This is a genomic window from Pseudarthrobacter sp. NBSH8 (assembly GCF_014217545.1).
In the GTDB taxonomy this organism is placed as follows: domain Bacteria; phylum Actinomycetota; class Actinomycetes; order Actinomycetales; family Micrococcaceae; genus Arthrobacter.
In genome coordinates this window covers 3,454,390-3,476,086 of the sequence record NZ_CP043178.1, presented here as the reverse complement: position 1 = coordinate 3,476,086, position 21,697 = coordinate 3,454,390, and the positions used below count along the sequence as shown (strand labels likewise).

General features: G+C 65.7%; 24 protein-coding genes and 1 tRNA gene. 14 read left to right on the top strand and 11 right to left on the bottom strand.

Features of this window, described 5'->3' with window-relative positions; translation table 11 throughout:
• Positions 1-9 precede the first annotated feature (9 nt).
• On the top strand, positions 10-717 hold the full coding sequence (locus FYJ92_RS16100; protein ID WP_255482163.1) for a transcriptional regulator: 708 nt from the start codon (positions 10-12) through the stop codon (positions 715-717).
• 69 nt (positions 718-786) lie between these two features.
• Here the strand turns inward: FYJ92_RS16100 and FYJ92_RS16095 are convergent, their stop codons facing one another.
• On the bottom strand, positions 787-1,824 hold the full coding sequence (locus tag FYJ92_RS16095; RefSeq protein ID WP_185261589.1) for an alcohol dehydrogenase catalytic domain-containing protein: 1,038 nt from the start codon (positions 1,822-1,824) through the stop codon (positions 787-789).
• Between the two features lie 118 nt (positions 1,825-1,942).
• A complete protein-coding gene (locus FYJ92_RS16090; protein ID WP_255482162.1) occupies positions 1,943-3,028 on the bottom strand; it encodes a DNA alkylation repair protein in 1,086 nt (361 codons plus the stop codon).
• A 167-nt stretch (positions 3,029-3,195) separates the two neighbouring features.
• On the opposite strand from FYJ92_RS16090, the gene FYJ92_RS16085 reads away from it, so the two are divergent.
• Both FYJ92_RS16085 and FYJ92_RS16080 read left to right on the top strand, forming a co-directional pair.
• The gene (locus FYJ92_RS16085) at positions 3,196-3,975 is read left to right on the top strand and encodes a phosphatase PAP2 family protein (RefSeq protein ID WP_255482161.1); all 780 of its coding nucleotides are present in this window, start codon (positions 3,196-3,198) and stop codon (positions 3,973-3,975) included.
• Between the two features lie 5 nt (positions 3,976-3,980).
• Positions 3,981-4,412 carry an MmcQ/YjbR family DNA-binding protein gene (locus tag FYJ92_RS16080; RefSeq protein WP_185261587.1) on the top strand — a complete coding sequence of 144 codons (432 nt, stop codon included), beginning with the start codon at positions 3,981-3,983 and terminating at the stop codon, positions 4,410-4,412.
• Here FYJ92_RS16080 and FYJ92_RS16075 read toward each other — a convergent pair.
• The gene (locus tag FYJ92_RS16075) at positions 4,307-4,561 is read right to left on the bottom strand and encodes a MerR family transcriptional regulator (protein ID WP_370526022.1); all 255 of its coding nucleotides are present in this window, start codon (positions 4,559-4,561) and stop codon (positions 4,307-4,309) included. The genes FYJ92_RS16080 and FYJ92_RS16075 overlap by 106 nt on opposite strands.
• Before the next feature lie 205 nt (positions 4,562-4,766).
• Here FYJ92_RS16075 and FYJ92_RS16070 point away from each other — a divergent pair, with 205 nt between their 5' ends.
• From FYJ92_RS16070 to FYJ92_RS16060, 3 genes are all read left to right on the top strand, one after another.
• Positions 4,767-5,192 carry an Hsp20/alpha crystallin family protein gene (locus FYJ92_RS16070; RefSeq protein ID WP_185263842.1) on the top strand — a complete coding sequence of 142 codons (426 nt, stop codon included), beginning with the start codon at positions 4,767-4,769 and terminating at the stop codon, positions 5,190-5,192.
• Between the two features lie 75 nt (positions 5,193-5,267).
• A complete protein-coding gene (locus tag FYJ92_RS16065) occupies positions 5,268-5,621 on the top strand; it encodes a J domain-containing protein (protein ID WP_185261585.1) in 354 nt (117 codons plus the stop codon).
• A gap of 43 nt (positions 5,622-5,664) precedes the next feature.
• On the top strand, positions 5,665-6,042 hold the full coding sequence (locus FYJ92_RS16060) for a hypothetical protein (RefSeq protein WP_185261584.1): 378 nt from the start codon (positions 5,665-5,667) through the stop codon (positions 6,040-6,042).
• On the opposite strand, the gene FYJ92_RS16055 is transcribed toward FYJ92_RS16060, so the two are convergent.
• On the bottom strand, positions 6,034-6,447 hold the full coding sequence (locus tag FYJ92_RS16055; protein ID WP_185261583.1) for a hypothetical protein: 414 nt from the start codon (positions 6,445-6,447) through the stop codon (positions 6,034-6,036). The two genes, FYJ92_RS16060 and FYJ92_RS16055, sit on opposite strands and share 9 nt — an antisense overlap.
• A gap of 172 nt (positions 6,448-6,619) precedes the next feature.
• Between FYJ92_RS16055 and FYJ92_RS16050 the strand changes: the two genes are divergently transcribed.
• Positions 6,620-8,143, top strand: coding sequence for a glycoside hydrolase family 1 protein (locus tag FYJ92_RS16050; RefSeq protein WP_185261582.1), 1,524 nt, complete (start codon positions 6,620-6,622; stop codon positions 8,141-8,143).
• A gap of 58 nt (positions 8,144-8,201) precedes the next feature.
• Here the strand turns inward: FYJ92_RS16050 and FYJ92_RS16045 are convergent, their stop codons facing one another.
• Both FYJ92_RS16045 and FYJ92_RS16040 read right to left on the bottom strand, forming a co-directional pair.
• Positions 8,202-9,296 (bottom strand): App1 family protein, encoded by a 1,095-nt coding sequence (locus tag FYJ92_RS16045; RefSeq protein WP_185261581.1) that lies wholly within the window; start codon positions 9,294-9,296, stop codon positions 8,202-8,204.
• 77 nt (positions 9,297-9,373) lie between these two features.
• Positions 9,374-10,105, bottom strand: a complete 732-nt coding sequence (locus FYJ92_RS16040) for a DUF72 domain-containing protein (protein WP_185261580.1) — start codon at positions 10,103-10,105, stop codon at positions 9,374-9,376.
• A gap of 146 nt (positions 10,106-10,251) precedes the next feature.
• Between FYJ92_RS16040 and FYJ92_RS16035 the strand changes: the two genes are divergently transcribed.
• The 4 genes from FYJ92_RS16035 (at position 10,252) to FYJ92_RS19175 (ending at position 14,332) form a co-directional block, all read left to right on the top strand.
• Positions 10,252-12,063, top strand: coding sequence for a glycoside hydrolase family 15 protein (locus FYJ92_RS16035; RefSeq protein WP_185261579.1), 1,812 nt, complete (start codon positions 10,252-10,254; stop codon positions 12,061-12,063).
• A 113-nt stretch (positions 12,064-12,176) separates the two neighbouring features.
• A complete protein-coding gene (locus tag FYJ92_RS16030) occupies positions 12,177-12,467 on the top strand; it encodes a hypothetical protein (RefSeq protein ID WP_185263841.1) in 291 nt (96 codons plus the stop codon).
• Positions 12,467-13,177: an HAD family hydrolase gene (locus FYJ92_RS16025; RefSeq protein WP_185261578.1), complete on the top strand. Its 711-nt coding sequence runs from the start codon at positions 12,467-12,469 to the stop codon at positions 13,175-13,177. The genes FYJ92_RS16030 and FYJ92_RS16025 overlap by 1 nt, the downstream gene beginning before the upstream one ends.
• Before the next feature lie 141 nt (positions 13,178-13,318).
• The gene (locus tag FYJ92_RS19175) at positions 13,319-14,332 is read left to right on the top strand and encodes a hypothetical protein (RefSeq protein ID WP_255482160.1); all 1,014 of its coding nucleotides are present in this window, start codon (positions 13,319-13,321) and stop codon (positions 14,330-14,332) included.
• A gap of 68 nt (positions 14,333-14,400) precedes the next feature.
• Here the strand turns inward: FYJ92_RS19175 and FYJ92_RS16015 are convergent, their stop codons facing one another.
• From FYJ92_RS16015 to FYJ92_RS16005, 3 genes are read right to left on the bottom strand one after another with little or no spacing between them, the layout of a single operon-like run.
• Positions 14,401-14,778 carry a sterol carrier family protein gene (locus FYJ92_RS16015; protein ID WP_185261577.1) on the bottom strand — a complete coding sequence of 126 codons (378 nt, stop codon included), beginning with the start codon at positions 14,776-14,778 and terminating at the stop codon, positions 14,401-14,403.
• Between the two features lies 1 nt (position 14,779).
• Positions 14,780-15,796 carry an asparaginase gene (locus FYJ92_RS16010; RefSeq protein ID WP_185261576.1) on the bottom strand — a complete coding sequence of 339 codons (1,017 nt, stop codon included), beginning with the start codon at positions 15,794-15,796 and terminating at the stop codon, positions 14,780-14,782.
• Between the two features lie 36 nt (positions 15,797-15,832).
• Positions 15,833-17,410, bottom strand: a complete 1,578-nt coding sequence (locus FYJ92_RS16005; protein ID WP_185261575.1) for a molybdopterin-dependent oxidoreductase — start codon at positions 17,408-17,410, stop codon at positions 15,833-15,835.
• A gap of 104 nt (positions 17,411-17,514) precedes the next feature.
• Here FYJ92_RS16005 and purD point away from each other — a divergent pair, with 104 nt between their 5' ends.
• Together purD and FYJ92_RS15995 are read left to right on the top strand one after the other, a co-directional pair.
• The gene (purD, locus tag FYJ92_RS16000) at positions 17,515-18,831 is read left to right on the top strand and encodes a phosphoribosylamine--glycine ligase (protein WP_185261574.1); all 1,317 of its coding nucleotides are present in this window, start codon (positions 17,515-17,517) and stop codon (positions 18,829-18,831) included.
• A gap of 2 nt (positions 18,832-18,833) precedes the next feature.
• On the top strand, positions 18,834-19,787 hold the full coding sequence (locus FYJ92_RS15995) for a phosphoribosylaminoimidazolesuccinocarboxamide synthase (RefSeq protein ID WP_185261573.1): 954 nt from the start codon (positions 18,834-18,836) through the stop codon (positions 19,785-19,787).
• Positions 19,788-19,825: 38 nt separating this feature from the next.
• On the opposite strand, the gene FYJ92_RS15990 is transcribed toward FYJ92_RS15995, so the two are convergent.
• Entirely contained in the window at positions 19,826-21,100 is a 1,275-nt protein-coding gene (locus tag FYJ92_RS15990) for a helix-turn-helix transcriptional regulator (protein WP_185261572.1), read from the bottom strand.
• A gap of 132 nt (positions 21,101-21,232) precedes the next feature.
• On the opposite strand from FYJ92_RS15990, the gene FYJ92_RS15985 reads away from it, so the two are divergent.
• Positions 21,233-21,376: a hypothetical protein gene (locus FYJ92_RS15985; RefSeq protein ID WP_185263882.1), complete on the top strand. Its 144-nt coding sequence runs from the start codon at positions 21,233-21,235 to the stop codon at positions 21,374-21,376.
• A 148-nt stretch (positions 21,377-21,524) separates the two neighbouring features.
• Here FYJ92_RS15985 and FYJ92_RS15980 read toward each other — a convergent pair.
• Positions 21,525-21,601 (bottom strand) — tRNA-Pro (locus FYJ92_RS15980).
• Positions 21,602-21,697 lie beyond the last annotated feature (96 nt).

The window sequence follows — 21,697 nt, the reverse complement described above, 5'->3', positions numbered from 1 at the left end:
AGCCGGGGCTTGGCCGGGGCGCCGGAAAGCGTTCTGGATGCTCTCGCGCGCACGCTGAAGCTGGACGAAGCCGAGCGGGAGCATCTTTTTGACCTCGCCCGCGCCGCCGGTCCGGTCCGCAGGAGCGGCAGTAAACCTTCCAGTACGGTCCGGCCCGAGGTCCAGCAGGTGCTCGACGCGATGGCTGACGCGCCGGCGTGGGTTCGCAACGGCCGCCACGACATCCTGGCTGCCAACCGGATGGGGCGGGCCCTTTACTCGCCCGTTTTCCAAAGCGCGCACCGGCCTGTGAACACCACCCGCTTTACCTACCTTGACCCGGCGGCCCGGGAGTTCTGGCGTGACTACGATCAGATCGTCAACGATGCCGCGGCCATGCTCCGGCTAGAAGCAGGCCGCCATCCGCACGACCCCGAGCTGATCCGTCTCGTCGGCGAGCTGTCGACGCAGAGCGAGCTGTTCAGAGATCGTTGGGCTTCCCGGGATGTTGTCTTCCACCGCAGCGGGCTCAAGCGGTTGCATCACCCGGTAGTGGGTGACCTTGACCTGAACTACCAGTCCATGGAGCTGCCCAGTGAGCCGGGCCTGGTGCTGAATGTTTACACGGCACCTGCGGGTTCGCCGACGGCTGATGCGTTGCAGCTTTTGGCCTCCTGGGCTGCCACGCACGATGATGTGGTGGCCGAACCAGGAGCAACAGCCAAACACCCGCAGTAACGCCGCGCTGCGGCCTTACTGCGGATGCCTGTCCAGGTAGCCATGGTTGTTTTGCTTTCGAGGGTGGCGCTACGGACGGACCAGGACCTTCAGGGCCTCGCGGGAATCCATTGCGCGGTAGCCGTCGGGGACCTCGTTCAGATTGATGGTCCGGTCGAACACCTTGCCCGGGTTGACGGTGCCGTCAAGGACGCCGGGCAGGAGCGTCTCGATGTAGGCGCGGACCGGGGCGGGGCCGCCGGTGAGCGTGATGTTCGGGCCGAACATGGAGCCGAAACCGATCGGGGCGTCCTCGTACTGGGGCACTCCCACGCGGCTGATGACGCCGCCCGGGCGGATGACGCCGAGGGCCTGGTCGTACGCCGGGCGGTGCCCCACGCACTCAAGAACGGTGTGGGTTCCGTCGCCGCCGCTGAGCTCGCGCACCCTCTCGATGCCGGCCTCACCACGTTCGGCGACCACGTCAGTGGCGCCGTATTCGAGGCCCAGGTCAGTGCGGGCCTTATGCCGGCCCATCAGGATGATCTGTTCGGCGCCGAGCTGCTTGGCGGACAGCACCGCCATCAGCCCGACGGCGCCGTCACCGATGACCGTGACAGTGGTCCGGGCGTTGACGCCCGCCTTGATGGCGGCGTGGTAGCCGGTGCCGTAGACGTCGGAAAGGGTCAGTAGGGACGGAAGCAGCTCGCTGTCCTCGCCCACCGGGGCCTTGACCAGGGTGCCATCGGCGAAAGGCACGCGGACGGCCTCGGCCTGGGCGCCGCCGATCCCGCCGGCGGCCCAGAACCCGCCGTGGCGGCAGGAGGTCTGTAGGCCTTCACGGCAGAAATCGCAGGTCCCGTCGGACCAGGCGAACGGGGCGATGACGAAGTCCCCCTTCTCCAGGGTGGAGACGTCCTTGCCCGTTTCCTCGACAACGCCGATGAACTCGTGGCCCATGGGGCTGCCCTGCCTGGACGCGGGCATGCCGTGGTAAGGGTGCAGGTCGGAGCCGCAGATACAGGAATTGACGATCCGCACGATGGCGTCGGTCGGATTCTGGATGACGGGGTCAGGCACGTTCTCCACGCGCACGTCGCCGGCGCCATACATGATGGTTGCTCGCATTTTCGTTTCCTCAGCACTTCGTCAGGGGCCGGAGCCCGGGTGTTCCCTTACTAGCCAACCGCACATTCCGCATGCGTGGGAGTGGCTGTTGATACAGGTACCCGCAGTGCCTCCCACCTCAGAGGTGCAGCTCGAACTCCGTATGTCCGTGCCGGATCCCGTTGATTTGCAACTCAAGGGCATGGACCCCCGCGTGGTGCACGCGGGTGGTCATCTGCCGGAAGGCGTGACGCTTCGAGAGTGTGCGGGTCTCACCGGCGGCGAGGGTGAGCGCCGCAAGCTTGAAGACCTTGGCCGATTGCGTGCCGTTGGCTTTGACGTAATGGACCACATAGTCAATGGCTAGCCGGGCATCGCAGTTACCGGTGTTGGCGATTGCGAAGTCGAAAGCCAGTTCACCCGGCATGGCCACCGAGTCCCGGTCCAGCCGGGGACCCGAGACAGCCACCGACGCCGGCGCGAACCCCTGCAGCGCGAGCGCACCGGGGTGGGCCTTCTTGATCAAAGTCCGCAGGCCATGCCTGACCACCCATGCGGTGTTGGCGTCCGGCGCGGATAGCCAGCGAGCCGCCGTCGCCACTACCAGGGCTGGCGCGTGCCGCGCCACATCGTTGAGGTGGTTCGCCACCGACCGCCGCACGTACTCCGAAGGGTCCCGGTACAGGGCGTCCAGAATCGGGAGGGACGCCTCCGGATGGAGCACGACGGCGGGTACCCGCACCGCCCAGGGGAGGTACGGCCGCGTCCCCTCGCTGGCCAGCCGCCGGACATGCTCGTCCGGATGCCCGGTCCAGCCCTGGATAATCTGCATGGAACGCTCCAGGTCAGCGGCCAGCAGCCGGCGGATGGCGAACTCGCCGGTGAGCCTCGGGGTCAGTTCGGCCAAGAGGGCCAGGCAGTCGTCAAAGTCGTGGCGGGATTTCAACCCGTCACGTGTTTCAAGCGCCAGCGTGACGGCGGCCTCGGACACTGGCCAGAGGATCCACCCCGAGAAACCGGCCTTGGAAAGGGCGCTCCGGAAGGTGCGCGCCGCCGTCGGATATCCCGGATCTGGAAGCTCCCGCACGTCCGCCAGCAGCGCCCTGCTGACCGCATCCGTACGGCCGCGAAGGCTCAACCCGTCCAAGTGCGCAGCGGCGGCAGCAACGTGCGGCCAATCCGTTCCCGGAGCGGCCACGGCCAGGATTCCGGCGAGTGTATCCACGCACTGCCTGTTGATCAACTCATTCATCACACCCACTGAGTCAGGCTACCCCGGCAGGCTGACATGCCCGGCGGCACGGCAAACGGCCGGGCTGAGTGGGCCCAACGCCGGGCAGAAGGGATAATCTTCACCTCAGGACTCCTCAACGGCGCACGGACGGAAACACAGTGGCAGAACAGGCACGCAAGAACAGTCTTTGGCGAACCTTCCATGACAAGTTCGTGGTGGAGGAACGCTTTATGGAACCGGCCGCGCGCATGGCTCTGTACCGGACTGCGGTGGTCCTTATGGCCGTGGGGGCCCTGCTGTTCGTCGTTACGCTGATGGGCGTCCTGCAGAGCAATACCGGCCCGTGGGGTCCCGACGAATCCATCCGCAACTGGCTGCTCTCGCTCCGGTCCGAGGCCCTCACTGCCGTGATGATTTTCCTCGCCGTAGTCTTCGGTCCCGTCGCCCTGCCCGTCATCGTGCTGGTGGTGACGGTGGTCTGGGGGTTCGCGGCGAAGCACGCCTGGCGGCCCATTATGCTCGCCGCCGCCATGCTCACCGGCGTCGTGATATCGCAGATCATCCTGGCGATCGTCCAGCGCTCGCGGCCGCCCGTGGACCTGATGCTGTTCGGCGCCGACCACACCTTCTCGTTCCCGTCCGGCCACGTCCTGGGTGCCTGCGACTTCCTGCTGGTGACCACGTTCCTCGTCTTCTCGCGGCGGGAAAACCCGACGTCGGCAGCCCTCGGCTTCGTTGGTGCGGGCATCGGCATAGTTCTCGCCGCTGTGAGCCGCCTGTACCTCGGCTACCACTGGTTCAGCGACGCCCTTGCCTCGATTACGCTCTCGCTCCTGATCCTCGGTGCCGTCATCGCCCTGGATACGTGGCGGACCGCCCGAATCCCCGGCGAACGGATCACGGGCGAGCTCTCCAAAGCGGACACACCGGGAGATTAGCCGCGATGGCAACCGAGGATGATGTGCGGAGCATCTGCCTGGCACTGCCCGGTGTCACCGAGCGCAGCAGCTGGGACCAGCCCGCCTGGTTCGCGAAGACGCTGATGGCACGCATGTGGGAAGACGGGGTGCTGACGGTGAAGACCACCGAGCGGGAGGCGCTGGCCGGCACGGAACCCGAGACGTACTTCTGGACCCGGCACCACGAGCGGTCGCCGCAGCTGGTGCTGGTCCGGCTGGCCCGTATCGGCACCGAGGAACTCGGCGAACTGCTGGCGGAGTCCTACCGGCTGGCGGGAGCAGGGCCTGAGCGACGCCGGGACCGTAGCCGCTACGCGTCCGGTCGCGACCCGGCCCGTCTGAGGGCGAGGCGTAGTTCGGCGTTCGCTACCTCGAGCTCCAATACTTTGGCGATGCCGGCAAGATTGAGCCCCTGATGCAGGAGTTCCCCGATGTGCAGGAGCAGGGCGACATCCGCATCACTGTACTGACGCGTGCCCCCGGCCGTTCGCTCCGGCAGGATCAGGCCTTTGGTCTCGTAGAGTCTGATGTTCTGCTGCCCGGTCCCTGCCAGCTTTGCCGCCACAGAGATGGCATACAGTGCCTGCCCGGCCCGAGGACCCGGTTTCCGTCCTGGTGTTCCACCGACCGCGTCCACTCCAAAATTCCCTCCCGTGATGTTGCATCAGTCTCGCACGAGTGCTATAAAAAATCTATATCCACCAACACAGATAACTGAGGGTGGGTAGATGAACTGGATTCAACATCTCAAACTGAAGGAGTGAGAAATGATGTTGATGCGTACGGACCCGTTCCGTGAGCTGGACCGGCTCGCCCAGCAGGTCCTCGGAACCGCCGCCCGGCCGGCGGCCATGCCTATGGACGCCTGGCAGGAAGACGGCGAGTTCGTGGTGGCGTTCGACCTCCCGGGCGTCAAGATCGATTCTGTGGACCTCAACGTTGAACGCAACGTACTGACTGTCCGGGCGGAGCGCCAGGATCCCACGCAGCCCAATGTGGAACTGGTGGCCTCAGAGCGGCCGCGCGGAGTGTTCAGCCGCCAGCTGATCCTGGGTGACACCCTTGATGCGGACAACATCACGGCCAGCTACGACCAAGGTGTTCTAACGCTGCGCATCCCGGTGTCGGAGCAGGCTAAGCCGCGCAGGATCGAGATCGAAAACAAGCAGGGGTCCCTGCACGAGATCGGTAAGTAGGCCCGGACCGCCGGGGCACCGGTTGCAGCCGGTACCCCGGCGCCGTCGCCGTAAGATCGCCCGGGAAGTACCGCAATGACCAGCCAGCCGGACTACTACGCCGCCCTGAGGGTGAAACCCGATGCCAGCCAGCAGGAGATTTCCCGTGCCTACCGGGCGCTGATGCGCACCCACCACCCCGACATCGACGGCAGCCCAGCGGGTGACCGCGACGTCGATGATGGAGAGCTGCTGCGGATCATGCAGGCCTACGCTGTGCTCGGAGACCCGGCGCGGCGCGCGGCCTTCGGCCGGAGCCGCAACAGAACAAGTGCGCCGGGTGGCACCCCGACCGTCATCCCGGTCCGGAAGGTCAGCAACCGGTTCGTCCCGGCCGGCAACACCATCAGGATCACGCCGGTGCGCTGGGAAAGCGGGCCGTGGGCATAAAACCTAAGACGACAGCCATCACCGCGAGGAGGCGGACAAACCAATGAGCGACTGGCGCCGCTACGACTCCCACCTGATTCCTGCCTTCCACGAACGCTTCGAACAGCGCTGGGGCAAGGGCACTGCGCCGTTCCTGGACCCCGAAGCCCACGAAGAACCGGTGCCCCGGGCCCAATGGATCAACCCTGCCACCGGCGCGGCCTTGGCAGTGGTTCCCGTATGGACCGCCGAGGACGGGCAGCAGCGGTCGTTTGGGGTGTTCTATCTTCCGCCCGCCGGCGACGTCTGGGTGCTGCGGCCCGGATACACCGGCTATCTGGAGCCGGCAGAAGGCGACGCGGAGCAGCTCGTCACGCTCCGGAACGATGCCTTCCGGAAGGCCGTGGCGCACGCCAAGGAGTTCCTCTTCGGCTCACAATGAGCCGGCCGCGTCCGTGCCGCTGCCCAGCAGGCTGCGGGTGAGGGTTTCGGCGTCGGCCATCAGGTCCTCCACGGCTGCAGCCAGATGTGAATCGGACACCGGCGCGACCTTCGGCAGCAGGCCGTCGGGCCTGATGACGTCCGACGCCGGGAGGCTGGGGCGGTGGAGGAACGTCACTCCGGCCGTGTTCGGCCCATATTCGGACATGACCAGGGAGATGACCTGGCCCTTGAGGACGCTGTGGTTGTCCATCCGGACACGGAAGTCGGCCAGGAACTCGTTGGCTGTTCCCGGACCGGTGGCCAGCACTTCCAAGGTGGCCGTTTGACGCCCGGTCCGCGGGTCCGCGTCGCGCTGGAAGACCGCCAGCCTGTGTCCTTCGAAGCTGAAGAGCCAGAGCCCCATGGCCACCGCCTGGCGCTGCGTATCAGGTCCTACGGCAACGTTTGGTGTCGTCGGGCTGGGTCAGTGGAAACTGGGGAACAGTCCCTAGCAGTGACGCTCGTCAGCAGCCCGGCCGTATGTCATTCTGGGACGTACCCGTTCCACGCTTTCTCGGTCACGAAGGACTGAATCCATGCACATTTCCGCTAGGGACCTGGCCGCCATCATCCCGGCGGACTTCACGTTGGGAGTGGCCTCGGCGGCCTTCCAGATCGAGGGCGCGCTCACCGAGGATGGCAGGGGCCCGGCGGGCTGGGACGTGTTTTCGGCCAAGGAAGGCGCCATCGTGGATGGCCACAGCCCGGCTGTGGCCTGCGACCACTATCACCGCATGCCCGGCGATGTTGCCCTCATGAAGCAGCTGGGCGTCGACTCGTACCGGTTCTCGCTGTCCTGGCCGCGGATCCAGCCCAACGGCAGCGGCCCGGTGAACTCTGCCGGGCTGGACTTCTACGACCGGCTCCTGGACGAGCTCCTGGCCAACGGTATTTCGCCCATGGTCACCCTCTATCACTGGGACACTCCGCTGGCATTGGACGACGCCGGCGGCTGGATGAATCGCGATACCGCCCATCGTCTCGGCGAGTTCGCCGCGATTGCCGCTGCTGCGTACGGCGACCGTGTTGCCCGTTGGGTCACCATCAACGAGCCCGCCACAGTCAGCACCAACGGCTACACCATGGGCCTGCACTCGCCGGGCGAAGCCCTTATGCTCAAGGCGTTGCCCACCGTGCACCACCAGCTTCTGGGCCATGGGCTCGCGCTGCAGGCATTGCGGGCGGCGGGGGTCCCGGGCGAGATCGGGATGACCAACGTGTACTCGCCCATGGTCCCGAACTCCATCAACCCCCTGGACCGGATCAGCGCCGGCCTGATGGACATTGCACAGAACCGGCTGTACGCGGACCCAGTTCTCACGGGCCAATATCCGGATATCATCCGCGCCGCGAAGTTCTTCGGCTCCTTCGAGCATCCGGACGAGGACATGGAGATCATCTCGCAGCCGCTGGATTTCTACGGACTGAATTACTACATGCCCACCAAGGTAGCCGTCGGTCCCGGCGACGGGGCGGTGCCGGCCACCATGGCGGAGGCCATGGGCAGCGACCTGAGTTCGGCCGGAAACGGCTCCACGCCGTTCCACGTGGAGGCCTGGCCCGAAGCGGATGTCACCGCCTACGGCTGGCCGGTGAAGCCCGAGTACATGGGGGTGGCTCTGAGGGAAATGGCGGAGCGTTACCCGCATCTGCCACCGGTGATCATCACCGAGGGCGGGGCCAGTTTTGAGGACATCATCGTCCGCGACAAGTCCACCAACACCACCTTCATTCCGGATGAGCGGCGGCTGAAATACCTGTCGGACCACATCGAGTCGGCGCTGAAGGCCACGGCTCCCGGCGGCGAAGCGGAGGGCATAGACCTCCGCGGCTACTACGTGTGGTCACTCATGGACAATTTTGAATGGTCGGCAGGCTACAAACAGCCGTTCGGCCTGCTGCATGTTGATTTCGAGACCCTTGAGCGCACGCCGAAGGCGTCCTACTTCTGGCTTCAGGAGCTCATCGAGGAGCGGAACCTTGCCGCGGCGGCCGGCACCGCCGTCGCGCAGGCGGCCAGTGAGGAAACGGACACCGCCGTACTTCCCGAACAGCGGTAATTTCCGACGACGGTGTGACCACCTCGGGTGCGCCGCTCAGACCGGCGGGGTGGCGGGCCTAGAGAAGGTCCAGGACCTTGAGCTGTTTGGCCATCCCGGCGCCGTCCGGCGAATAGATCCAGGGCACCACCGAGGTGGTGTGGTCGCCGTCCTCGGAGTGCCCGCCGGCGAAGACGGACTCGCTGACGGAGAGCTGCCGGATGGCGATGGCGGCTACTTTGTCGGCGTTTTCCTGGGCAAAGCCTGAATAAATCTGCTCGTCGTGCTGGCCGTTGTCGCCGATCAGGAGCCAGCGCATATCCGGAAATTCCTTCGCGAGCCGCTCCAGGTTGCGGTGCTTGTGCTCCTGCCCGCTGCGGAACCAGCGGTCCTGGGTCAGGCCCCAGTCGGTGAGCAGGAGGGCGCCGGAGGGATACATGTTCCGGCTCAGGAACCGGGCCAGGGTGGGGGCGGCATTCCACGGACCCGTGGACAGATAGATGACCGGCGCGTCCGGGTGTTCAAGTGTGAGGCGGTCCAGCAGGACGGCCATCCCCGGCGTGGCCATCCGGGCCCGTTCGCTGAGGACAAACGTGTTCCACAGTGCCAGGAACGGCCGGGGCAGGGCGGTGACCATGACGGTGTCGTCGATGTCCGACACAATGCCGAACTTGGCCTCGGCATCAATCACTTGGATCAGCGTCTCCACGGGTTCGGTCCCGTCGGCCCGCAGGATGGCGGTGTGCCAGCCGGGCGGGAGCTGCACGTCCACCACTGTGTCGACGAGGCCGCCCCGGTCTGCCCGGACCCGGGTGGTGACCCCGCCGATGGTGATTTCCACCTCGACCAACTGCACCGGGACGCTGGTGAAGGCCCGCCAGCCGCGGACGTTTTGCGTGCCGTTTCGGGCTGCGTGCTCGGCCTTGCTGCCTGGTACAGGAATGCTGGTGAGCATGACGCGGCCCAGCACGCGTACCCATCCGGAAGAACCGTAGCCCTGGTACGCAATGGTCTGTGGCGTGAAATTCCAGCGCTTGGCGAGCCGGACGCGGACGCCGTTGACGACGTCTGAGATCCGGTGCGCCAGGCGGAAAAGCTGGGTGCCGGACAGTGGTGCGGAATGCGGAGTGTTCTGCGGAGTGTTCTGCGGTGAATTCTGAGGAGCCCTGTCCATGCCTCCACTCTGCCACAGCGCAGCCACGCGCCGGGCACGTTGGGCGGTCCCGCCGTCGTGCGTGACGTCAGCCTCACTCAGCCCTCACCAAGGAGTCGGCGGAGGGTGCCGGCGTTCCGCACGGCGTTCCCGCCGCCGTCGTTATTGAAATAGGCATAAACGTCCTTGCCGGCCGCGGACCATTCGCGGATCCGGTCCGCCCACCACTGCAGGTCCGTATCGGAGTAGGAACCGCCGTACAGGTACTGATGGTCAGGGCCGTGAAGACGGAGGTAGACGAAGGGCGCTGTGGCGCGGAGGATACACGGCAGATCGGCGCCGCTCATGATGCAGTAAGCGGCCTGGTGCCGTTCCAGCAGGGCGTACACCGCCGGATGGTCCCAGCTGGGATGCCGGAATTCCACGGTCACCCGGATCCACCACGGGAGGGCGGCGAGAAAGTAATCCAGCCGGGCATCATCGCGTTCCAGCTGTGGAGGCAGTTGAACCAACAGGACAGCCCGTTTGCCGCCCAGCTCGTGCCAGCAGCGGGCAATACGCTCCGTCCAGACTTCAGGTCCGTAAAGTCTTTTGCCGTGCGTCAGGCCGCGCGGAGCTTTGACGGACATCGCGAACCCTTCCGGGAGCCTGCGCCGCCAGCTGGCGAAGGAGGTTTCCCGGGGCCACCGGTAAAAGCTGGCGTTCAACTCAACGGTGCCGAACCGGGAAACGTAGTGCTGCAGCCTGTCGCGGGCCGGGGGGCCAGGCGGGTAGAGCACGTTCTCCCAGTGGTCGTAGCTCCAGCCGGACGTGCCGATATGTACAGCCACCGTCAGCTGACCCGCAGGGATGAAGGATGATCCATGATGCCTCCGGTGTGTGTGGACCGGCCGTCGCTTCAGGCTACACCGCTGTACTTTGCGCTTTCATTGACCGCTTTCCCGGGAGGGGACCGTCCTTGTGGCAGGGTATGGGAATGGCGCTCATCGAAGACTATGCAGTTGTTGGCGATCTCCACACCGGCGCCCTCGTCAGCACCGAGGGCTCCATCGACTGGCTTTGCCTGCCGCGCTTCGACTCCCCGGCATGTTTTAACGCCCTCCTGGATACGCCGGAGGCAGGACGCTGGCTTCTGGCGCCGGCGGGCGGCGGCACGTGCACCAGGCGAAGTTACCGGGAGGGGACCCTGGTCCTGGAAACGGAATGGGAGACCGCAGACGGCACTGTCAGGGTTATTGACTTCATGCCGCCGCGCGATGAAGTGGCGGACATCGTGCGGATCGTGGAGGGCGTAAGCGGAAGCGTGAGAATGCATGGCGAACTGGCGCTGAGGTTCGATTACGGGCACATCATCCCCTGGGTGCGCCGCGACAAGCACGGCCTGCATGCTGTCGCCGGGCCCGACTCCGTCTACTTTGTCACCGAGGCCCCCCTTCTCGGCGAGAATATGCACTCCGTCAGCGACTTCACCGTCCACGCGGGGCAGCGCGTTCCCTTTGTCCTGACGTGGGCGCCCAGCCATGTTCCCCGCCCGCACAACGTAGATGCCGAGAAAGTGCTGCGCACCACTTTGGCCTACTGGCGCGGCTGGGCGTCCCAGTGCACAGTGCAAGGAAAGTACCAGGACGCCGTGGTCCGTTCGCTGGTGACACTGAAAGCGCTGACTTACGCCCCCACCGGAGGCATCGTGGCCGCCGTCACCACGTCCCTGCCGGAACAGCTCGGCGGCCCCCGCAACTGGGACTACCGCTATTGTTGGCTGCGGGACGCCGCTATGACCTTGCAGGCCCTGCTCGCCGCCGGCTACACCGGCGAGGCCGCTGCTTGGCGCGATTGGCTGCTCCGCGCTGTGGCAGGCGATCCGGCCGACCTGCAGATCATGTACGGCATCCACGGCGAACGCAGGCTTCCGGAGATAGAACTGCCATGGCTTGCCGGGTACGAGAATTCGAAACCGGTACGGACCGGGAACGGCGCCGCGGAGCAGCTTCAGCTGGACGTCTGGGGGGAGGTGCTCGATTGCCTTGCGCTGACCAGGACCTCCCTGCTCAAACACGCGGATGAATCCTGGGACGTTCAGGTGGCCCTGATGCAGCATCTGGAGACCATCTGGGACCAGCCGGACAACGGACTCTGGGAGATGCGCGGGCCGCGGCGCCATTTCACGCATTCGAAGGTGATGGCCTGGGTGGCCGCGGACCGGATGGTCAAGGGCGTCCGTGATTTCGGTCTGCCCGGCCCCGTGGAACGCTGGGAGGCACTGCGCGGCAACATCCACCGGGACGTCATGGCCAACGGCTTCGACCCTGCCCGCAACACCTTCGTGCAGTCGTACGGGAGGCCTGAACTTGACGCCAGCCTCCTGCTGATCCCCCGGGTGGGCTTCCTGCCGCCGGATGATCCCCGCGTGCTGGGGACCATTGACGCCATCCAGCGGGAGCTGACCGAAGACGGTTTTGTGTTGCGCTACCGTCCCGCCGACAGCGACGACGGCCTCCCGGGAGGCGAGGGAGTGTTCCTGGCGTGCTCGTTCTGGTTGGTGGAGGCCCTGCTGGGCGCGGGACGCACCGAGGAGTCCACCGAACTCTTCGAACGCCTCCTGGAACTGCGCAACGATGTGGGTCTTCTCAGCGAGGAATGGGGTGTCCGGGCCGGCCGGCAGTTGGGCAATACGCCCCAGGCCTTCAGTCACTTCGCGCTTGTGACAAGCGCTCTTGAGCTTCATCAGGGTACAGTTCGCCGCAGTGACGCACCTATTCCACCGGAGGCCGAAAAACCGGGGCAATGACGGGTTGACGCCCGGCCCGGTCTTCACCTCCGGAAGGAAGGTAAGTATACTTACTAGAATCGCGGAACGCTCCCAAAAGGCACAGCGCCGTGACTGAACGAGGGGTGGTTGTAATGGCCGGACATTTTGAGCTGGTGGATGCGCCCGACGGCGGCTACAGGGTACGGATGCTGGACGGTTCCGGGAACCTGATGGCAATCTCCGTGACCTTTCCCACCAAGAATGCCGCGGTGGCCGGCATTGGGATGGCCCGCGAGATTGCCGGCACCGGCCTGATCAGGGACCGCAGCGGCAACGGTGCCGGAGCAGTCATCCGGGTCCGGACTGGCGCCGCGTCGGCGTCGAAGGATAGCGCTGCCCGCGGCAGGAAGCTGTCCGGGGCCGCTCGCGCTGTGGCTGGGTGATGATCACCCAGAGCCATGCCCTGGTCCGCGGCAGAGAGCGGGGTGTCCTTTTTGACGTGGACGGGACCTTGGTGGACTCTGCGTATATCCACACGCTTGCGTGGTGGCAGGCCTTCCGCCAGCACCAGCATGATGTCCCCATGGCCGCCATTCACCGCTGTGTAGGGATGGGCGGAGCGCGACTGGTAGACACCCTCCTTCCTGCTGGCCGGGACCGGGAGGCAGATGACGACATCCTGGCCAGCCATGCGGCGGTGTTCGCACAGAGCTGGCCGTCGCTGCGTCCATTGGACGGCGCCAAGGAGTTGCTGGCCCAGTGCCACGCCGGGGGACTCGCCGTCGCCCTGGCATCATCGGCCCGAACGCAGGATCTGGCGGCCAACCGCAGGACCCTCGGTGCGGACTCGTTCATCCATGCCGCCACCAGCGCCGACGATGCGAAGGCAAGCAAGCCGGCGCCGGACATCCTGGTGGCAGCACTGGAAGCTGTTGGTGTGGCTGCGGCAGACGCCGTCTACGTAGGTGACGCGGTCTGGGACATGCAGGCCGCCGCAGCGTTGGGTATCCCCGCCATCGGCGTCACCTGCGGGGGGACCAGCGCCGCTGAGTTGCGGGCGGCCGGTGCGGCCGAGGTCTATGCCGGGCCCCGGGACATCCTGGACAACCTGCAGGCAAGCGCCCTTGGCAGGCTGCTGACGCTGTCGGACTGACTGACCCGCCGCCCGAGTTTTTGTTCAGATAATCCCCAAATCTGACCCTTGCGGCCGATTATCTGGACAAAAACTCCGAGGTGGGGAGGTTGCCCTGTGGATAACTCAATACTGCTGCACCATCGGTGTCTCAATGGGACTATGAGCAGACGGCGGCCCCTACCGGGAGAGATCGGCGCGAGGCCGTTTACCCTGACCGAGGCCGTCTTGGCTGGCATTCCCGCGAACCGCCTGCTCGGAGACGACCTGCACCTGCCAAGCCGCGGGATCCGCGTTCCTAAATCCGGTGCGCACAGTCTCCATGCACTGGCAAGGTCCCACACCCAGTTGGATGGGGACACCTTCGCAAGCCTGCTGACGGCAGCGGAGGTCCTCGGCGTTCCCCTCCCGCTTTGGGCCCAGTTCAGGCCCGACGACGGCGGTCCGGTGACCGCCGTCGTCGAACCTGTTCCTTGGGGTAAGAAAAGCGGTCCTCATTTTCGGGAGCCCGGCCGCTTCCTTCACCTTTCGCGCCGTAACGCTGGGACGCTGCCTCGGCGGAGGGGCGTTGCCGGGCACCGGCTCCGGATCCGCGACGGGGACCTCATCAGCGTCGACGGACTGTTGTTGACCTCACCCGCGAGGACCTGGGTGGACCTGGGGTCGGTCCTGCCTCTGGAGGACCTCATTGTGGCCGGCGATGCGATCGTCAGCGAGCACACCAGGACGTTTAGGGCGCCAAAGGTGGCTATGTTTCCCCTGCCCGAGCTCCGGGTATTCGTAGCCAATGCCAACGGCGTCCATGGTGTACGCAAGGCCAGGATTGCGCTCGAATACCTGCGCGTCGGCGTCGATTCGCCCCCGGAAACTGTGCTCCGCCTGATGCTGGACGACGCCGGGCTGCCGGAGTTCCTGCCGAACTTCCCCGTTGACGACATCCTTGGCCGGCCAGTGTGGACGGATCTAGGCTGCGCCCGGTTCAGGACGTGCATCGAGTACGAGGGCATGCACCATTTGAAGCCAGAACAGCAGGCATTGGATGCCTACCGCGACCAGCGGGTGGCCGACTCCGGGTGGCGGCAGGTGAAGATCAACAGAATTGACATGTCCCACGGCGCGGGTTGGGTGGTATCCCGAGTGAAGCAGGCGCTCCGCAAACAGGGCTGGCTGCGTTGAGAGTTTTTGGGCAGATAACCCGCTCAAAATCGGCTGGACCGGCAAATAAGTGGACAAAAACTTGAGGGCTAAAGGGGCAGCAGCGCTGAGAGGTCCGCGCGCAGACCGGAGGCGGACACCCTGCTGGCCGCGACAGCGTCCGTCCAGCTCAACCGGCCGGTCACCATGCCCAGCCAGGTAGCGGCGTCGCACTCGATCACGTTGGGCGGGGTTCCGCGGGTGTGCCTAGGCCCCTCGACGCACTGGGTGACTCCGAACGGCGGCACCCGCACCTCCACCGAATTCCCTGGGGCCCGCGCGGTCACCTCCTCCAGCGTGTACCGCACGGCCGTGGCCGTGACGTTGCGGGGGAGTGGAACGTCCGACGGCGACGCGGCGGCTTCCTGCCACGCGGCCAGTGCCGCAGTGCCTTCTTCAATGCCGATCCGACGGCGTGCTACGGCCATGTCAGTCCAAGAGCGCGGAGACGGCCGGACCCAGCCGGATCTTGCCCACCGGGTGGCCGCCGCCCATCACCGGATCCACCACTTTCTCCAGAACGCTGGAGACTCCGGGGATATCCACGGCGCCAACCGCGGCGAGGAGGGTCAGGCCCACCAGCGACGTGGCGCGCAGGTTCCCGTCGAGCATCTTGATGGCCACGGACACTCCCTGGGGTGTGGCCATGGCCAGGACTCCCTCTGCGCCGATCTTGGCGATGATGCCGAGTTCGTCCATCACGATGGTGTTGGCCTGGCCGCGGCCCTGGACGGCCCACGGGTAGTCGAGCATGGACGTGGCGATGGTGGCGGCGCGGGCGTTGGAGTTCTTGTCGCCCGGGGCCTTGGCCAGCATCGAGAATGCGCGGGCCAGTCCGGTCAGCGAAATAGCGGCAACGGGGGCGCCGCACCCGTCAATGCCCAGGTGGGCGATGCGCTCGCCGCTGTATTCCTCGATCACGCTGCGGACGCGTTGCTGCAGGGGATGGTTCGGCTCGAGGTAGCTGTGGGTGTCCCAGCCGTTTTCCGTGCAGGCCCACAGGAAGGCGGCGTGTTTTCCGGAGCAGTTGAAGGCGAGCCTGGACTTACCCCGCTCGGAACGCACCAGCCAGTTGCGGGCTGTCTCGTCCTGGGGCCAGGCGGCGGGGCACTGGAGTTGGTCCTCCCGGACGCCGGCGGCCTTGAGCATGCCCTCCACCACATCCATATGGTCCAGGGAGCCCACGTGGCTGCCGCAGGCCAGCGCCACCTGCGCGCCGCGCAACGGGACTCCGGACTGCATGGATGCCAGGGCCTGCAGTGGTTTGAGCGCGGACCGTGCGTACAGGGGAGTCAGTATGTCGCCGAGTTCGGTGACGACGGACCCGTCGGCGGACAGCACGACGGCGGAGCCGATGTGCCGGGACTCCACAAAACCGCTTCGTTCAACAACAGCGAGTTCGACGGCGGAGTCCACGGTGAACGTGGCATGCGGGTTGTGCGGCATATTGCCAGTCTAGGGGCGGAATCGTCGAATGCCGGGCTACTCCACGGTGACCATGACGGACTGCCAGCCGGAGGCGCCGTCTGGTACCGGATCGGCGCGCTGATCGGTCTGGACCTCGCCCGTTCCGTCGGTGGCGCGGACCTTGATGTAGTGCGGTCCGGGTGTGGCTTCCCAGTCGAAGGACCACTGGCGCCACGTGATGAGGGACGCCTCGGTGGACAGGATGGCCTCGGCCCAGGGGTTGTTGTCGATCTGGACTTCCACCTTGGTGATGCCGCGGGTCTGCGCCCAGGCCGTGCCGCCGATCGCCAAGCGGCCGGCTGGCACCTTGGCGAAGGACTTCGGGACTTCCACCCGGGCCATGGTCTTGATGGGGCCTCGCTCGGACCAGCCGCGCTGGGTCCAGTAGGCCTTGCTGTCCGCGAAACGCGTCACTTCCAGGTCCACCACCCACTTCGTGGCGGAGACAAAGCCGTACAGCCCCGGCACCACCATACGCACCGGATAGCCGTGCTCCAGCGGCAGCGGCTCGCCGTTCATGCCGATCGCCAACATGGCGTCGCGGTCATCCTGCAGGACCTCCAGCGGCGTGGACGCGCTGAAGCCATCGATTGACGTCGACAGCACCATGTCCGCGCCGTCCTTGGGCCGTGCCCGTTTGAGGACCTCGCGAATCGGAAGGCCTAGCCAGCGCGCGTTCCCGGCGAGGTTTCCGCCCACGGGATTGGACACACACGTGAGGGTCACATGCGATTCGATGAGGTCGGCGTCGAGCAGGTCCTGGAACGTGAGGCGGACCTCTTGCTCCACCAGCCCATGCACGCGGAGCTCCCAATCATCGGCGTTGATTTCGGGGACACTGAGGGCGGTATCGATCCGGTAGAAGTCCCCGTTGGGTGTGACCCAGGGTGTGACGCCGGCAGCGGGGGACTGGACTCCGGCGGGCACAGCCGCGGCGGCTTTTGCCGGTGTGGGCAGCTGCAGGGCCTCGCGGGCCTTGGAGATGTTGCTGCGGGCGGCACTGAGCAGGCGTCCGCCTGTGGCCGCGATGCCGGCGCCGACCACAGTGATCCCGGCGGCGGCGAAGAAGCGGCGGCGGCTGGTGGCAGGACGGTCAGGCTCCTCGGCGCCTGTGTCGGCAGGTGCCTCAGGCCAGGACTTCAGGCGCCAGAGGGGGGCGATCAGCAACCGCAGCACTATCAGTCCGGCAACCGTGCCCAGCACTGTGGGGATGGCATCCAGCGGCTTCACGCTGGCCCGCGTCACCACGCTGACCACGATCACCGCGCCCATCAGCAGCACACCGGCAACACCCAGCGCCCACTTGCGGTAGGCCACAACGCCCAGCACGCAGGCCAACAGGAATATGGTCAGGCCCATCCCCACGAACAGCGCGGCCTTGTCGTTCGTGCCGAACGTGGCAATGGCAAAGTCCTTCATCCATGGCGGTGTGAAGTCGATGAAAGTGGACCCCAGCGCGATCACCGGGGTTGCCCGGGCCGTAAAGAACGCTCCGATCAGCTCCGCAACGGAAAGTACTACGGCGGCAGCCGCTACTCCTGCCAGCGCAGCCAGTGCGGCGGGACCCTTGAGCCACTTCAGAAGTTTCTTCATGCCTTGCATTCGTTGCGCCGGGCCGCGCGGATGGCCGGGCGGGGACACAGCTTAGGAACACCCCCTTAGGAAAGGGCAGGGTGCACAAAGTACCCTTGGGGACTGTGAAGGTACTCGTTATTGGCCCTGGAGGCCGCGAACACGCCATTGTCCGCTCCCTGCTCGCTGACCCCAACGTTTCCGAGGTCCATGCAGCTCCCGGCAACGCCGGCATCAGCAAGCTGGTCCCCACCCACAACATTGACGGGAATGATCCCGACGCCGTAGCGGCGCTTGCCACCAAGCTAGGCGTGGACCTCGTGGTGGTTGGCCCCGAGGCACCGCTGGCGGCTGGGGTATCCGACGCCGTCCGCGACGCCGGCATTCCGGTCTTTGGACCCAGCAAGGCCGCGGCCCAGCTGGAAGCCTCCAAGGCATTCGCCAAGGAGGTCATGGCCGAAGCCGGAGTGCCCACAGCCATGGCGATGGTGGCCACCAACTCCGGGGAAGCGGCCGCGGCCCTGGACACCTTCGGCGCACCCTACGTGGTCAAGGACGACGGCCTCGCAGCCGGCAAGGGCGTCGTGGTAACCAACAACCGCGACGAAGCCTTGGCCCATGCGCAGACGTGCTTCGATGCCGCCGGCACCGTGGTGATCGAGGAATTTCTCGACGGCCCCGAGGTCTCTGTCTTTGTCCTGTGCGACGGCCGCAACACAGTCGCCCTGTCCCCGGCCCAGGACTTCAAGCGCATCTTCGACAACGATGAAGGCCCCAATACCGGCGGCATGGGCGCATACACCCCGCTGGAATGGGCCCCCGCCGGACTGGTCCAGGAGGTCATCGACCGGGTGGCCCAGCCCACGGTCAATGAGATGGCGAACCGCGGCACGCCGTTCGTGGGTGTGCTGTTTGTTGGCCTCGCGCTAACCACGCGCGGCACCCGCGTCATTGAATTCAACGTCCGTTTCGGCGACCCCGAGACGCAGGCCGTGCTGGCCCGGCTCAAAACCCCCCTCGGTGCGCTGCTGCTGGCAGCCGCCAAGGGCGGACTGGACAAGGCAGAGGAGCTGCGCTGGTCCAAGGAGACGGCCGTCGCCGTCGTCGTCGCGTCCGAAAACTACCCGGACTCCCCGCGCACCGGTGACCGTATCCGCGGACTCAAGAAAGTGGATGAGCTCGACGGCGTGCACGTGATCCACGCGGGCACCGCGCTCGACGACGACGGCAAGGTGATCTCGGCCGGCGGCCGGGTGCTCGCCGTTGTTGCCCTCGGCAGCGACCTGGTGGAGGCCCGGGAACGGGCGTACGACGGCGTGGAGCTGGTTCAGCTGGAAGGCTCCCAGTTCCGGACGGACATCGGCCGCAAGGCTGCACGCGGCGAGATAAAGGTTGCGTCCAACGCCACCGGAGCGCTCCCCGTCACGAAGTCGAAGGTATAAACATGACTGAGAACTCCGCCCAGGAAGCACAGAAGCCGCGCGGCTTCAGCACCGAAACCTTGGACCTGCCGGGCTGGACGCACGTTTACTCCGGCAAGGTCCGCGACCTCTACGAACCGGCGGACGAAGCCATCCGCCAGCAGGTGGGCCAGGACTGTGTCCTGGTGGTGGCAAGCGACCGCATCAGCGCCTACGACCACGTGCTGGCCAGCGAAATCCCGGACAAGGGCCGCATCCTCACGCAGTTGAGCCTGTGGTGGTTCGACCAGCTTGACGTGGTCCACCATGTGCTGGCATCCACGGTGGAAGACGGCGTCCCGGCGGCCGTGGAAGGCCGCGCGATGATCTGCCGGAAGCTGGACATGTTCCCGGTGGAATGCATCGCCCGCGGCTACCTCACCGGCACCGGACTGCTGGAGTATAAGGCCAAGGGGACGGTCTGCGAGATTCCGCTGCCGCCGGGCCTGGTGGACGGATCCCGACTGGAACAGGCCATCTTCACACCGTCCGCGAAGGCCGAGGTGGGCGAGCACGACGAGAACATCTCCTACAACGATGTTGTGGCCATGGTGGGGGATGACATCGCCGCACGCCTCAGCGAGCTGACCCTGAAGATCTACACCGGCGCCGAGAAGATCGCCCGCGAACGCGGCATCATCCTGGCCGATACCAAGGTGGAGTTCGGCTACGACGCCGTGTCCGGGACCATCACCCTGGGTGACGAGGTCCTGACACCGGATTCCTCGCGTTTCTGGGATGCAGCCACTTATGAGCCGGGGAAGGCGCAGCCCTCGTACGACAAGCAGTATGTGCGCGACTGGCTGACGTCGGCCGAATCAGGCTGGGACAAGAACTCCGACGCGGCACCGCCCGCCCTGCCGGCAGACGTTGTGGCCCGCACGCGCAGCCGCTACATCGAGGCCTACGAAAAGATCACGGGCAGGACGTTCTCCTAGAACACTTTTACCGGGCCCGGTCTCGCGCCGGGCCCGTCCTAGCTTGCTTTGACGGCTTTCGCCGCTGCTGCGGCTCTCTGCTGGGCGAGCCTGATTTCGAGGACCGCGTCCAGTGACTGCTGGACTCGGTCCGAGGCTCCCGCGGCACTGAAGGCCTTCTGTGCCTCTTCGAGGTAGACCAGTGCTTCGTCGGACTCGCCGGCAGCCTTTAGCGACTTGCCCAGCAGGAGTGAAACTTCCCCGGCCGTGTGCTTGGCCAGCGCACCGGATTCCTCGTGTATTTCCCGGAGTTTGTTGATAGCAGCCACGATGTCACCGGTGAGATACAGCCAGCGGGCGCGGATGAACGCAACTTCGAGCTGGTCGCTCTTGTTGCCGCCCACAATGGACAGGGCCAGCTCGGCGCGCTCGATGCTGGAAAGTGTTTCCGGTTCAACGATTCCGGAGGACAGCCGGACGGCGGCAGAAGCCTTGTTGAAACGGGCCCAGAGATCGATGTCATTGGCGGGCGACAGCATCCGGGCGGCGCGCTCGTGGTACTTGATGCCCTCTGGATAATCGTGCCGCATAAAGGCCACGTTGCCGATCACCCAGGCAACCTCGCCGGCGAGCTGGGACATTGAGTGCTCGTCCATCTCGTCATTCATGGCCTGGCAGTACTTCCAGGCCTCGTCCAGGCGGCCGCTTTCCGCCAGTGCACCGATCAGCGCACGGTAGGCGCCGATGATCAGGGTGGCACCGTTGGGCAGTTGGCCACAAAGTTGGACGGCCGCCAGTGCATGCTCCACGGCGGTGCTCAGCTGGCCCTGTCCCTGGCAGATAGCGGCGAGCATCTGGCGGGCACGGACGGCCAGGCCGGCAGACTCGGTGGCCATCGGGTGCTCCAGGAGGTGCTGCATGATCTTTTGGCATTCCTGCCAGTTGCCCTGTTTGATCAGGCATTCGGCCTGCATGTAGGTCATGTTCCACCACGCGCTGGTATTCCTGCCCTCCAGGGCTATCTGGGCTGCGTTGGCTGCGTGGGTGGCAGCCAACGGGTAGTCCCTGAGATCCCAGGCCTGGCGCGCGTAGAGGCCGGCCAGGACGTACTCGGCGTCGCTGACGGTGATGGGCTGGCTCCAGGCTTCCAGCGCCTTGGGCGCAAGCTCCAGCCTGCGGGCGAGTTCTTCGATCACTTCGGCCGTCGGCTCACGGCGGCCGGTTTCGAGGAGGGAGATATAACTGGGGGAATACAGGTCCTTGCCCAGTTCAGCCTGTGTCAGCCCACGTTCGAGACGCTCCGCGCGGAGCTTCTCCCCGAATCCGTTGCCCACGGGTTTTCCTCCTAATTCTGGACAGACTTTGTACGCAATGCTTGACAGTCCCTGTGGAAAACATTTTACAATGTATGTCAACAAGGACTGTGCTGAATTTGTAACGAATCCGACTCGTATTGAGGAACTTATATGTTGAAGAAGATTGCGGCCGCTGGCGTACTCGCTGCGGCCTTGGCATTTTCTGCGGCGGCCCCGGCTGTCCTGTCGGCAGGTTCCATCGCCGATACCACTGGCGTATCTGTAGCCGTTGGCAACTGGCCCGATCCGATGTAAGAAATCCTCTCAGGAGGCGCGGCCCCGGGGCATGGTCATCATGCCTCGGGGCTATTTCTTTGTCCTGGCACTTGACCGCTCGCTGTCCGGTACGTGACAGCCGGGAGATGCAAAAGAGGGCCTCCCCTGGGGGAGACCCTCTTTCAATTGGTCGGGATGACAGGATTTGAACCTGCGACCTCGTCGTCCCGAACGACGCGCGCTACCAAGCTGCGCCACATCCCGATCCGCTGCAAAAGCAACTTTACAAGGATAGCCGACGCCAGGCCCGGATGCGAAATCGGCGGCCGCTGGGAGATCCCGACGCTGGAAAAGCCCGAC